This is a genomic window from Pseudomonas sp. NPDC087358, from assembly GCF_044900785.1.
Taxonomy (GTDB): domain Bacteria; phylum Pseudomonadota; class Gammaproteobacteria; order Pseudomonadales; family Pseudomonadaceae; genus Aquipseudomonas.
Map to the genome: position 1 here is coordinate 583,109 of NZ_JBJDOA010000001.1, position 12,417 is coordinate 595,525.

Here is a 12,417-nt window from a genome sequence, read left to right on the forward strand (position 1 = left end):
GCTGATCCGCATACACCTCCGGTCGGGTGTAGTGCGGGCAATCCAGCAGACCATCCGTGAAGGAATCTTCCTCCGCGGAATCCGCATGCCCTAAAGCTCCAGGCAGCAGTCGCGTAACCGCATCGATCAGGACCATGGCTGGCAGCTCGCCGCCAGACAACACGTAGTCTCCAATCGACCACTCTTCATCGACATGAGCTTCTATGAAACGCTCGTCAATGCCTTCATAACGACCGGCAATCAGGATCAGTGCCTGTTCCTGAGCCAATTCGCGTACCGCAGACTGATCCAGCTTGCGGCCTTGTGGCGACAGGTAAATTACCTTCGCCGCATCCCCGGCAGCCTGCCTGGCCTGAACCAGTGCATCTTCCAGAGGCTTGATCTTCATCACCATGCCAGGGCCACCGCCAAACGGGCGATCGTCCACAGTGTGATGCCGATCCGTGGTGTAGTCCCGCGGATTCCAACAAGTGAGCTGCAACAGCCCTTGTTTCACCGCACGGCTGGTAATGCCGTATTCGCTGATGGCGGAAAACATCTCGGGAAACAGACTGATGACTTCTATGCGCAGGCTAGCCATTGCTTAGAAATCCGCGTCCCAATCCACCTTCATCTCGCCTGCAACCAGGTCGACGGCCAACACGCATTGCTCCGTATAGGGCAACAGGCGTTCGCGATCATCCAGACTGCCAGCGCAGGGCTTGACCACCATTACATCGTTGGCGCCGGTTTCCAGAAGATGATCGACTTTCCCGAGCAACTGCCCGAGTTGATCAATGACCTTCAGACCTTCGAGCTGGTACCAGTAGTACTCGCCGTCGGTCAATTCAGGGAACAGGTTGCGTGGCACGCAGATCTCATAACCGGCCAGAAGACGAGCTTCTTCACGATCATCGAGACCCTTGAGCTTCGCGACCAGGAACTTATCGCTCCCACGTCCGCTGACCAGCTCAACCTGCTTGACATTGCCTTCGCGCTTGAGCGTCCAGGTTTTGTACTGCAACAGGTTTTCAGTCGGATCAGTAAAGGAATACACCTTCACTTCGCCGCGAACGCCATGTACAGAATAGATTTTGCCGATAACGATCAAGTCATCAGCAACGGCTGGCGTCGCGTTCATATTGCTCAGGCCGCAGCCTTAGCAGATTCCTTCAACAGCGAAGCAACACGCTCAGAAGGTTGTGCACCAACGCTCAGCCAGTAAGCCAGACGCTCTTGGTTCACGGACAGACGGATTTCCTGACCACGGGCAACCGGGTTGAAGAAACCGATTTGTTCCTTGTGCGAACCGTCGCGTGGGTTACGGCTGTCGGTCACAGTCAGGTGGTAGAACGGGCGCTTTTTGGAGCCGCCAAGGGCAAGACGGATTGTTAGCATTGAACAAAGTTCCTGTAGTCGGTGCTGCAAATCTAAGATGCACAGCGGGCATGGGTGCCCGAAAGGCCGCATATTCTAAGGAATATCCGGACTTTTGCAAATGACTTTTTCCGGCGTGAGCCGCAAGGCCATCAAGATTTGCCATGGAGCCGTCATCAACAACGGCCAGTGAGCGCCTGCGCAAGCAGGCCAGTGGGACAGTTGCCCCAAAGAAGGCCGCGCGGGAGAAGGCTCCCGCGCGTTGCAAATCACATCTTGGGCATGCCACCGCCGGGCAACATTCCGCCCATCCCGCGCATCATTTTGGCCATGCCGCCTTTGGTGGAGAACTTCTTCATCATCTTCTGCATCTGCTTGTGCTGCTTGATCAGACGCCCGATGTCCTGCACCTGGGTACCCGAACCCATGGCGATACGGCGCTTGCGCGAACCGCTGATCAGCTCAGGGTCGCGGCGCTCGGCCGGGGTCATGGAGTTGATGATGGCTTCCATCTGCTTGAATTGCTTCTCTGCGGCATTCTGCGCGTTACCCATCTGCGACAGGTTGACGCCACCGATGCTCGGCAGTTTGTCCATGAGCCCGCCGAGGCCGCCCATGTTTTTCATCTGTTGCAGCTGATCGCGGAAGTCTTCGAGATCGAAGCCCTTGCCCTTCTTCAGCTTCTTGGCCAGTTTGTCGGCCTTGTCCTTGTCGAGGGTCTGCTCGGCCTGTTCGATCAGGCTGAGTACGTCACCCATGCCCAGGATGCGCGAGGCGATACGATCAGGGTGGAAGGGCTCCAGCGCGTCGCTCTTCTCGCCCATACCGATGAACTTGATCGGCTTGCCGGTGATGGCACGCACCGACAGCGCGGCACCACCGCGGGCGTCACCGTCGACCTTGGTCAGGATCACGCCGGTCAGTGGCAACGCATCGCCAAAGGCCTTGGCCGTGTTGGCGGCGTCCTGGCCGGTCATGGCGTCGACCACGAACAGGGTCTCGGCCGGCTTGACAGCTGCGTGCAGGGCCTGGATCTCGCCCATCATCTGGGCGTCGATGTGCAGACGACCGGCGGTGTCGAGGATCACCACGTCGATGAACTTGAGCCTGGCTTCGCGGATGGCGGCTTCAGCGATGTCCACCGGCTTCTGGCTGATATCGGACGGGAAGAACGTCACGCCGATGTCGTTGGCCAGGGTTTCCAGCTGTTTGATCGCCGCAGGACGGTAGACGTCCGCAGACACCACCATCACGGTTTTCTTTTTGCGCTCTTTGAGAAATTTCGCCAGCTTGCCCGCAGTGGTGGTCTTGCCGGCACCCTGCAGACCCGCCATCAGGATGACCGCAGGCGGCGTGACGTTGAGGGTCAGCTCTTCGTTGGCCGCCCCCATCATTTCTTCGAGCTCGGCCTGGACGATCTTCACGAACGCCTGGCCCGGCGTCAGGCTGCGCGACACCTCGGTGCCGACGGCGCGTTCCTTGATGCGGTTGACGAAGTCTTTGACAACCGGCAAGGCGACGTCGGCTTCAAGCAACGCCATACGCACTTCACGCAGAGTGTCCTTGATGTTGTCCTCGGTCAGCTTGGCTTTGCCGGTGACCTGGCGCAGCGTCTGCGAGAGACGATCTGTCAGATTTTCAAACATGCGTGATCCTTTAGGTTCGTTCTGAACCCCGGTTGATACGGCACGGCCCTGTTCCGTGTGCGCCGTGGGCAGCACATCTATATAGGCAGAACAGCGCTCGGCGAGCCTGTGGCGTGAGCAGGTCGCGGATTATAGCGAAGAGTCCGGCGCACGGACACCACGGCGTCTGCTTCTGTGGTCTTTCGTGAAATGTCGGTTCTATGCCAAACTCAGCGGCTTTCGGGCACGCCCAACAGGATCTATGTTCCCCTTGTCACCGAGTTTGCTGTTCAGCCTCGCCGCCGCCGTCCTCTACGCCGCTGCGACCCTCTATCAAGGCACTCGCCTGCGTCAGGGCAAGAAGGCCGACAAATGGCTGCTGTGCCTGATCGGCACCTTGGCTGTCGCCTGTCAGGCCAGTGCGCTTTTCGGCCAACTGGTGCGTCCCATCGGCCTGGGTCTGGACTTTTTCAGTGCCGCCAGCCTGATCGCCGTCGCGGTGATTATCGTGACCATGCTGGCGTGCATCCGCATTCCCGTCGAAATTCTCCTGATACTGTTATTCCCGCTCGGCCTGCTGACCACCCTGATGGCGCAATTCGCCCCCAGCGGCACGCTGCAGCCGATCATGGCCGAGCAAGGGCTGATCGGCCACATCCTGCTGTCGATCCTGGCCTATGGCATGTTCACCATTGCGGTGTTCCAGGCCCTGCTGCTGCTCGTGCAGAACCGCCAACTGAAGAACAAGCACCCCTCGGGCCTGATCCGTAACTTCCCGCCGCTGCAAACCATGGAAAGCCTGCTGTTCGGCTTTCTCTGGGCCGGCTGGACGCTGCTGTCGATGTCGTTGATTTCCGGCTGGCTGTTCGTCGAAAACCTGTTCGCCCAGCATCTGGTACACAAGACCTTGCTGTCGATCCTGGCCTGGGTCGTGTTCAGCGTCCTGCTGTGGGGACGCAATCGTCTGGGCTGGCGTGGTCACAAGGCCATTCGCTGGACACTGGGCGGCTTCCTGCTACTGATGCTGGCCTATTTCGGCAGCAAGCTGGTACGCGAATACATTCTGCACATCTGACCGGCGCTAATCATGGATAACCTGCCCATCGGCACGATGCTCGCGCTCCTGGTACTGCTGACGCTGTGGTCGGCGTTGTTCACCGCCGTCGAAGCGGCCCATTACAACCTGCGCGCGGTGCGCATCAACCCGCGCTCGAGCGAGCCGGCCAAGCCGGTCCTGGCGTTCAACCTCAACAGCCTGGTGCTGGGCAATACCCTGCTCAAGGTGCTGATCACCATCATTGCCACGCTCCTGGCGATCAGCCAGTGGTATTTCCACGGGCCACTGATTGCCTGGATCGGCGTTGCCAGCCTGCTGGTGGTGGTGACCGAGTTCATTCCACGCAAGCTGGCCGCCCGCCGCCCCGAAGCCATCCTGCTGCTGGGCAACAACGTGCTGCGCATTCCCATGCGCCTGCTGCGACCGCTGACCTGGCTGTACAAGAACATCGCCAAACTGCTGCTGCGCCCATTCCTGTCCAGGCGTCGTCCGGACAACGCCGCCGATGACGACGACATGGGCGCCACGATCTTCCAGGACAACGAAAGCCACTTCGGCCGCGCCCAGGTCATTTCGGGGATTCATGCGCTGGACAGCATGACGGTCAATGACATCCTGGTGCCGCGCAGCGAGGTGGACGGGATCAATCTGGACGACACCATCGAAGAGATTGCCGACAAGCTGATCATTTCGCGCCATACCCGCCTGCCGGTCTATCACAACGACATCAACCAGGTCGAAGGCGTGCTCAATACCCGGATGATCAGCCATCTGCTGCCTCGTGGGCAGTTGACCAAGGAAACGCTGAAGGCCGCCTGCTACGAGCCTTACTTCGTGCCGGAAAGCACCCCGTTGCAGATGCAGTTGCTGAACTTCCACAAGCAGCAGCGACGCATGGGTGTGGTGGTCGACGAGTACGGTGAAGTGCTCGGCATCGTCAGCCTTGAGGACATCCTCGAAGAGATCGTCGGCGAGTTCGAGAGCGAGCAGTCGCTCGACAACCCGCATATTCATCCGCAGCCGGACGGGCGTCTGGTGGTCGATGGCGCGGCGTCCATCCGCGACCTGAACAGAACACTGGGCTGGCACTTGCCGGCGGATGGGCCCAAGACCCTCAATGGCCTGGTCACCGAGGCACTGGAGACCATTCCTGCCAGTTCGGTCTGCCTGAAGATCGGGCCGTATCGCCTGGAAACCCTGGAGACCGAGGACAATCGGGTCACCAAGGTACTGATGTGGCAGAACACCCGGACCCGCGACGTCACCTGAAGCGCGCCTTGCTCGTCTGAAACACTTGTTTCTGCGCGGGCGCCCTTCCTATAATCGATGCGCTTACCCAGCCCCGCCGATCCGCGTGCTACCCGCACAATGCGCGAGTCGGCCAGTCAATCAGCCTGACGTCTTCACGCGACTCCCCTGGCGCCCGCTCCCATCCCGAGCACTGCCAACGCCCTCGCCCGCATCCGGGCTAGTCTGTTCAGCGCTGTACCCACAATAATTAACGATTGCCCCAGCGCGCGTAAGACTCTTCGCCGCCCGCTGACAGGCAAGATGACTGCCAGGGATACCCGCATGACCAGTACTTCCGCCTATCAATCGAGCGACGAGCGCACGGTACGTCCGGCCAACTCTGCCGCCCGGGTGGCCACCGCAAGCTTCATCGGTACCGCCATCGAGTTCTACGACTTCTACGTCTACGCCACTGCCGCCGCGCTGGTCATCGGGCCGGTGTTCTTCCCGCAGACCTCCAGCACGGCACAAATGCTCTCGGCGTTCCTGACCTTCGGCATTGCGTTCCTGGCCCGGCCATTGGGCTCGGCGCTGTTCGGTCATTTCGGCGACCGCATCGGGCGCAAATCAACGCTGGTCGCATCCCTGCTGTTGATGGGCATCTGTACCACGCTCATCGGCGTGCTGCCGGGCTACCAGGCCATTGGCTCATGGGCGCCGATCCTGCTCTGCGTCCTGCGCTTCGGCCAGGGCCTTGGGCTGGGAGGCGAATGGGGCGGTGCTGCATTGCTGGCCACCGAGAACGCGCCCAAGGGCAAGCGCGCCTGGTTCGGCATGTTCCCGCAGTTAGGGCCTTCGATCGGCTTTCTGGTGGCCAACGGGCTGTTTCTGACCCTGGCCATGACCTTGACCGATGAGCAATTTCGCTCATGGGGCTGGAGAATCCCGTTCCTGCTCAGCGCGGTGCTGGTGGTGATCGGCCTGTACGTGCGCCTGAAGCTTGAAGAAACGCCGATTTTCGCCAAGGCCATCGCTCGCCACGAGCGGCTGAAAATGCCGATCGTCGAGTTGTTCTCGCAGTACTGGGTGCCCATGCTGCTGGGCGCAGCGTCGATGGTGGTGTGCTACGCGCTGTTTTATATCTCGACCGTGTTTTCCCTGAGCTATGGCGTAAAAACGCTGGGCTACAGCCGCGAATCCTTCCTCGCCATGTTGTGCTTTGCGGTGCTGTTCATGGCCCTGGCTACGCCGCTGTCGGCCTGGGCCAGTGACCGCTTCGGGCGCAAGCCGGTGCTGATCATCGGCGGCGTGCTGGCCATTTTGTCAGGCTTTTTGATGGAGCCATTGCTGACTCATGGCACCACGTGGGCGGTGACGCTGTTCCTGTCCATCGAGCTGTTCCTGATGGGCGTGACCTTCGCCCCGATGGGCGCGATGCTGCCTGAACTGTTTCCGACACGCGTGCGCTACACCGGCGCTTCGGCGGCCTACAACATCGGCGGCATTGTCGGCGCGTCAGTGGCACCGTTCTTCGCCCAGCAATTGGTGGAGATGGGCGGTTTGAGCTGGGTCGGCGGTTATGTATCGGCCGCAGCGCTGATCAGCCTGATTGCCGTGCTGTGCCTGAAGGAAACCCGCCACGCCGATCTGGACACCATCAGGTGATGCCTGATCAGCAGGAGTGAGCTTGCTCGCGATTGCGCTGTGTCAGGCACATGAAGCATCACTGACAGATTGCATCGCGAGCAACCTCACTCCTACATGAAGGTGGTATTCAGCGTACAAAAAAACGGCGCCACTGAGGGCGCCGTTTTTTTATGCCGGGAAAGTTACAGCTGAACCTTCACCGCCATCGATGCACGCATTGCTTTGCTTCGCGCCGCTTCAACCGATTCGTCGCGGGCCAGGGCCACGCCCATGCGCCGCTGGCCGTTGACTTCCGGCTTGCCGAACAGGCGCAGCGCAGTGTCGGGTTCGCTCAGGGCCTGCTCCAGGTTGGCGAAAGCGGTCTGAGTCGACTTGCCTTCCACCAGAATCACCGCCGAGGCCGAGGCACCAAACTGACGGATCAATGGAATCGGCAGGCCGAGAATGGCGCGGGCGTGCAGCGCGAACTGCGACAGGTCCTGCGAAATCAGGGTCACCAGACCGGTATCATGCGGACGCGGCGACACTTCGCTGAACCAGACCTGATCGCCCTTGATGAACAGCTCGACGCCGAACAGACCACGGCCGCCCAATGCTTCGGTGACCGCCTTGGCAACGCGCTCGGACTCAGCCAACGCCACCGGGCTCATGGCCTGTGGCTGCCAGGACTCCTGGTAGTCGCCCTTCTCCTGACGGTGACCGACGGGCGCGCAGAAGGTGGTGCCGCCGACATGACGCACGGTCAGCAGGGTGATTTCGTAATCGAAATCGATGAAGCCTTCGATGATCACCCGACCCTTGCCAGCGCGGCCGCCTTCCTGCGCGTAGTCCCAGGCTTTCTGGATATCGGCGTCGGTTTTCAGCAGGCTCTGGCCCTTGCCCGAGGAACTCATGACCGGCTTGACCACGCACGGGAAGCCCAGGTCTTCAACGGCCTTCTTGTAGTCTTCGAAGGTGTCGGCGAAGTGATACGGCGAGGTCGGCAGATCCAGCTCTTCAGCGGCCAGACGACGAATGCCCTCGCGGTTCATGGTCAACTGCGCGGCGCGGGCCGTCGGGATCACGGTGAAGCCTTCGGATTCCAGCTCCACCAGCGTCGCGGTGGCGATGGCTTCGATTTCCGGAACGATGTAGTGCGGCTTCTCGGCCTCGATCACTGCACGCAACGCTGCGCCATCGAGCATGTTGATGACATGGCTGCGGTGCGCTACCTGCATGGCCGGGGCATTGGCGTAACGGTCGACGGCAATCACTTCAACGCCCAGGCGTTGCAGTTCGATCACCACTTCCTTGCCAAGCTCGCCGCAACCGCAGAGCAAAACGCGGGTCGCGGTCGGCGACAGTGGAGTTCCGATTTGAGTCATCTCAGGTCCTCGTGGAGCAGATATCAAGGCCAGCCCGTCATGTGCAGGCAAGCGCAGGGAAGAAAGGCGCGCAATTTACCACGAAGACCGGGGATGGGGTGTGGCGACGGACAGGCGATCCGGCGATTTGGCGCAACCACTGTAGGCGTGAGCTTGCTCGCGATTGCGGTGTGTCATTGAACATTGATGTCTCTGAATGATTGCAATCGCGAGCAAGCTCACTGCTACAGGGGATGGGGCTACTTCCCACCCACCGAAAACATCATCCCGCCTGCCTGCGCCCGCTCACCGCACAGCAGAAGCACCGCACGTCGCTGATCGTTGCTCATGCGACTCCAGCCGGTGATCTCGGCGACTGTGCGCTGGCAACCGACGCAGATGTCGGCGTCGTCCAGCGCGCAGATGTTCACGCAGGGCGAGCGTACGGGTTTTTCGTGGGAGAGGTTATCGCTGGACATCAGTCTTCCTGGGGCGCCAGATCGCGAGCGTAGCGCTGTGCGTTGAGGACGTAATGGGCAGCGCTGGCCTCGAGCATTTTCTTCTGGGCGTCAGTCAGCTCCCGGATGATCTTGCCGGGGGAGCCCATGACCAGCGAGCCATCGGGGATCACCTTGCCTTCGCCGATCAGCGAATTGGCGCCGATGATGCAGTACTTGCCGATCTTCGCGCCGTTGAGGATCACCGAGTTGATGCCAATCAGCGTGTTGTCGTCCACCGTGCAGCCGTGCAGCATGACGTTGTGGCCGATGGTGACGTTCTTGCCGATGGTCAGCGGCGAGCCCATGTCGGTGTGCATCACCGTGCCGTCCTGGACGTTGCTGTTCTCGCCGATGTCGATCAGTTCGTTGTCGCCGCGCAACACCGCGCCGAACCAGACACTGGCGTTGGCTTGCAGCCTGATCCTGCCGATGAGGGTCGCGGTGGGCGCGATCCAGCTTTGCGGGTGGGCTTCGACGCGGGAATCACCCAGACGGTATTTCATAGTGTTTTCCTCATGGCTCGGCTCTGCGGCCGTGGGTCGAGCACTAGGCTCACGGTGGGTGGAAAGGCGTCTGTCAGGACTTGAGCGTGTGGATGATCGAGCGTTTGGGCGGCTCGTTCAGACTGATATTGCTGTCGAACAAGACGTTCATCAGCTCAACGATCATGATCGCCGTCAGGCCCCAGATCTTGTACTCGCCAAAGCGGTAACTGGGGACGTACCAACTGCGGCCCTGATAGTCGATGCGGTGCGTATGCTCACGGGCGTCCTGGCGGAAAAACTCCAGCGGGACGCTGAACACGGCGGCGATTTCGCCATCATTGGGCCGGTATTCGACAAAATCGGGAATGATGCCCACGTACGGCGTGACCTTGATCCCGTGCTTGGAGATCAACGGACTCAGAGGGCCCACCACCTCGACCAGTCCCGGCGGCAAGCCTATCTCCTCCTCGGCCTCGCGCAATGCGGTGAACACCAGATCAGGGTCTTCGGGGTCGCGTCGCCCGCCGGGAAACGCCACTTCGCCACCATGAGTCGACAGCCCGCTGGCGCGCAGGGTCAGCACCAGCTCGGGCTCGTCGCTGCGGGTGATCGGCAGCAGGACTGCGGCCTCAGGATAGCGTGCGTCGGTCTCAAGGGTGCCCGGCGTATGGCTGCTTATACGGCGAAGTAACTCGTCCAGCATGAGAAGTCTCGGTCTGTTGCCTGTCCGGCATCATGCACCAAAGCGGCGATGCGCCCAAGCCCTTGTCCGACGGCCCGGTACGCACCCCTTGCCGACCACCCGCGTGGCGCGCCAAGATAGCCGCTGACTTCAGGGACCCGATCCAATCATGAAATTCTGCAGCCATTGCGGCGAACAGGTCAGCCAGCGCATTCCCGAGGGCGACAGCCGCCCGCGATACGTGTGCGACCACTGCCACACCATTCACTACCAGAACCCGAATATCGTCGCCGGTGTGCTGCCGGTCTGGGGTGACAAGGTGCTATTGTGCCGCCGCGCCATCGAACCCCGCCTGGGTTACTGGACGCTGCCAGCCGGCTTCATGGAGAACGGCGAAAGCGTTGATCAGGCGGCCCGCCGGGAAACGCTGGAAGAAGCCTGCGCGGTACTTGAAGAGTTGCATCTGTATGCGATGGTCGATGTGCCGCACATCAATCAAGTGCATATCTTCTACCGCGCAAACATGGCCAGCGCAGACTTCGCCGCCGGCGTCGAAAGCCTTGAGGTCAGGCTGTTCGACGAAGCAGACATTCCATGGTCGGAGCTGGCGTTCAACACCGTCAGACGAACCCTTGAATGGTTTTTTATCGACCGGCGGCATCAAGAATTCCCGGTGCATACCGATTGCCTGACTATCACTGCTCCCCTTAAAACCACTTGATCAGATGACCACGCGCGGTTGACGCGCAGGCTTCAGGGATACCGTTGAAATGCGTTGGTTGCTTGCTGTTCTATGTCTGTCGTTCGTTCCGCTGTCGCAAGCTGCGTTCACCCAGACCATCGTACCCAAAGGCAGTGAACAGAAGTTCATTGGCGGCAAGGTGGTCGACACACAAGATATAGCCGAGCGCACCATCGACAAGATTCTGGTGCTCAAATCCGCGCACCAGTTGCAGTTGATGAGCAAGGGCGAGGCGCTGAAGACCTATCGCATCTCCCTGGGCAAGGCACCCAAGGGGCAGAAACTGCAAGAAGGCGATCAACGCACGCCGGAAGGTTTCTACTGGCTGGACTATCGCAAGACCAGCGACGCCTACAACCTGTCGCTGCACATTTCCTACCCCAACATCTCCGACTCCGCCCGCGCCCGCCGCGAGAACGTGAATCCCGGCAGCATGATCATGATCCACGGCACCCCGATCGATGAGAATTACCCTGAGTGGTATTTCCAGACCCTCGACTGGACCAATGGCTGCATCGCGATGAAGAACAGCGACATTCGGGAAGTCTGGGATCTGGTCAAGGACGGCACGATGATCGAGATTCGGCCGTGAGTCCGATGTAATACCAGTTAGAGCCAGATTGCCCACAGCCTTTGTGCGCCGCAGAAGGCTTGATTCTGGGCGCAGCCCGTGTGACCGCAGCTTTCTCGCGATCTGCTGCGAAGCAGTAGCAAAACCCTCCACTGCGGTGCTGTCAGAGATACCGTATTCACCGGCACTGCTGCCGGTTCCCGGCAGATCGCGAGCAAGCTGGCTCCTACGGGCTGCGCCCAGAATCAACAGCTGGTTGCATGATGACCAAGGCACTGCGCGCTCCAGACACGCCCTTCCCAGTCACCATCTCGTGACAACAAATCCCCCTCGACAATACCAATTCCATTGACGTGGTATGCAAGTGGTATTACTTTCGGCAAACAGTCCGAGAATAATTTCAAATCACTTCGGAACACGTCCATGAATTCGATCCTCGCTTTGCGCCCCGACGACACCCAGCCGACGCCGCTTTATCTGCAACTGGCGCGCAATCTGGAAGCAGCGATCCATGCCGGTCTGTGGAAGGCCGAGCAGGCGCTGCCGTCCGAGCGCAGCCTCAGCGAGACCCTGAACATTTCCCGGGTCACCGCGCGCAAGGCATTCGAGATATTGCTCGAACAGGGGCTGATTCGCCGCAACCAGGGTTCCGGCACGTTTATCACCCCGCGCCTGGAACAACCGCTTTCACGTCTTTCAAGCTTCAGCGAAATGCTCCGGGTCAAAGGCTTCACCCCAAGCTCGCAATGGCTTGAGCGTGACATCGCCCTGCCCACCCACGAAGAACTCATTCGCCTGAGCCTGTCCCCGACCGAAAAGGTCGCCCGGCTCAAACGCCTGCGCAAGGCCGACGGCATTGTCATGGCCGTGGAGTTCAGCGCCCTGCCCGCCAGCCTGCTGCCCAATCCCGAAACCATCGGCGATTCGCTGTATGCCCATCTGGATGCGATGGGTCGCCCGGTGGTTCGCGCGCTGCAGCACATCCGCGCCATCAACGCCTCGGCAGAAATGGCCGAGCTGGTCGGCATCCAGACCGGCACCGCCATGCTGTTGATGACCCGTATCGGTTATCTGGCCGACAACACGCCGATCGAGCTGACCGATACCTATTGCCGCGACGATTACTACGATTTCGTTGCCGAGTTACGGCGATAGCGCCGGGCTGATAAACCGCGTCTT

At 60.4% G+C, this 12,417-nt stretch carries 14 protein-coding genes; 6 read left to right on the forward strand and 8 right to left on the reverse strand.

Annotated features, from left to right (window positions below):
* The 4 genes from trmD to ffh all read right to left on the reverse strand — a co-directional run.
* Positions 1–580: tRNA (guanosine(37)-N1)-methyltransferase TrmD (gene trmD, locus ACI2KS_RS02585; RefSeq protein WP_404616877.1), on the reverse strand; the 580-nt coding region annotated here is incomplete at its 3' end.
* Positions 581–583: 3 nt separating this feature from the next.
* Entirely contained in the window at positions 584–1,120 is a 537-nt protein-coding gene (rimM, locus tag ACI2KS_RS02590) for a ribosome maturation factor RimM (RefSeq protein ID WP_404616879.1), read from the reverse strand.
* Positions 1,121–1,125: 5 nt separating this feature from the next.
* Complete coding sequence (rpsP, locus tag ACI2KS_RS02595) at positions 1,126–1,377, reverse strand: 30S ribosomal protein S16 (RefSeq protein WP_037012442.1); 252 nt, start codon at positions 1,375–1,377, stop codon at positions 1,126–1,128.
* A 248-nt stretch (positions 1,378–1,625) separates the two neighbouring features.
* Positions 1,626–3,002: a signal recognition particle protein gene (ffh, locus tag ACI2KS_RS02600; protein ID WP_404616881.1), complete on the reverse strand. Its 1,377-nt coding sequence runs from the start codon at positions 3,000–3,002 to the stop codon at positions 1,626–1,628.
* Positions 3,003–3,243: 241 nt separating this feature from the next.
* Between ffh and ACI2KS_RS02605 the strand changes: the two genes are divergently transcribed.
* The 3 genes from ACI2KS_RS02605 (at position 3,244) to ACI2KS_RS02615 (ending at position 6,933) form a co-directional block, all read left to right on the forward strand.
* Positions 3,244–4,056: an inner membrane protein YpjD gene (locus ACI2KS_RS02605; RefSeq protein ID WP_404616883.1), complete on the forward strand. Its 813-nt coding sequence runs from the start codon at positions 3,244–3,246 to the stop codon at positions 4,054–4,056.
* Between the two features lie 12 nt (positions 4,057–4,068).
* Positions 4,069–5,307, forward strand: a complete 1,239-nt coding sequence (locus tag ACI2KS_RS02610) for a CNNM domain-containing protein (RefSeq protein WP_404616885.1) — start codon at positions 4,069–4,071, stop codon at positions 5,305–5,307.
* Positions 5,308–5,610: 303 nt separating this feature from the next.
* The gene (locus tag ACI2KS_RS02615; protein WP_404616886.1) at positions 5,611–6,933 is read left to right on the forward strand and encodes an MFS transporter; all 1,323 of its coding nucleotides are present in this window, start codon (positions 5,611–5,613) and stop codon (positions 6,931–6,933) included.
* Positions 6,934–7,097: 164 nt separating this feature from the next.
* Here the strand turns inward: ACI2KS_RS02615 and purT are convergent, their stop codons facing one another.
* The 4 genes from purT to ACI2KS_RS02635 form a co-directional block, all read right to left on the reverse strand.
* Positions 7,098–8,279, reverse strand: coding sequence for a formate-dependent phosphoribosylglycinamide formyltransferase (purT, locus tag ACI2KS_RS02620; RefSeq protein ID WP_404616888.1), 1,182 nt, complete (start codon positions 8,277–8,279; stop codon positions 7,098–7,100).
* A 239-nt stretch (positions 8,280–8,518) separates the two neighbouring features.
* Positions 8,519–8,737 (reverse strand): DUF1289 domain-containing protein, encoded by a 219-nt coding sequence (locus ACI2KS_RS02625; protein ID WP_404616890.1) that lies wholly within the window; start codon positions 8,735–8,737, stop codon positions 8,519–8,521.
* Positions 8,737–9,261 carry a gamma carbonic anhydrase family protein gene (locus tag ACI2KS_RS02630; protein ID WP_404616892.1) on the reverse strand — a complete coding sequence of 175 codons (525 nt, stop codon included), beginning with the start codon at positions 9,259–9,261 and terminating at the stop codon, positions 8,737–8,739. The genes ACI2KS_RS02625 and ACI2KS_RS02630 overlap by 1 nt, the downstream gene beginning before the upstream one ends.
* Before the next feature lie 73 nt (positions 9,262–9,334).
* The gene (locus ACI2KS_RS02635) at positions 9,335–9,946 is read right to left on the reverse strand and encodes a CoA pyrophosphatase (protein WP_404616894.1); all 612 of its coding nucleotides are present in this window, start codon (positions 9,944–9,946) and stop codon (positions 9,335–9,337) included.
* Between the two features lie 148 nt (positions 9,947–10,094).
* Here ACI2KS_RS02635 and ACI2KS_RS02640 point away from each other — a divergent pair, with 148 nt between their 5' ends.
* The 3 genes from ACI2KS_RS02640 (at position 10,095) to ACI2KS_RS02650 (ending at position 12,393) form a co-directional block, all read left to right on the forward strand.
* Positions 10,095–10,646, forward strand: coding sequence for an NUDIX hydrolase (locus tag ACI2KS_RS02640; RefSeq protein WP_404616896.1), 552 nt, complete (start codon positions 10,095–10,097; stop codon positions 10,644–10,646).
* A gap of 49 nt (positions 10,647–10,695) precedes the next feature.
* A complete protein-coding gene (locus ACI2KS_RS02645; RefSeq protein WP_404616898.1) occupies positions 10,696–11,259 on the forward strand; it encodes a murein L,D-transpeptidase family protein in 564 nt (187 codons plus the stop codon).
* 402 nt (positions 11,260–11,661) lie between these two features.
* Positions 11,662–12,393: a GntR family transcriptional regulator gene (locus tag ACI2KS_RS02650; RefSeq protein WP_404616900.1), complete on the forward strand. Its 732-nt coding sequence runs from the start codon at positions 11,662–11,664 to the stop codon at positions 12,391–12,393.
* The last annotated feature ends 24 nt before the right edge of the window (positions 12,394–12,417 follow it).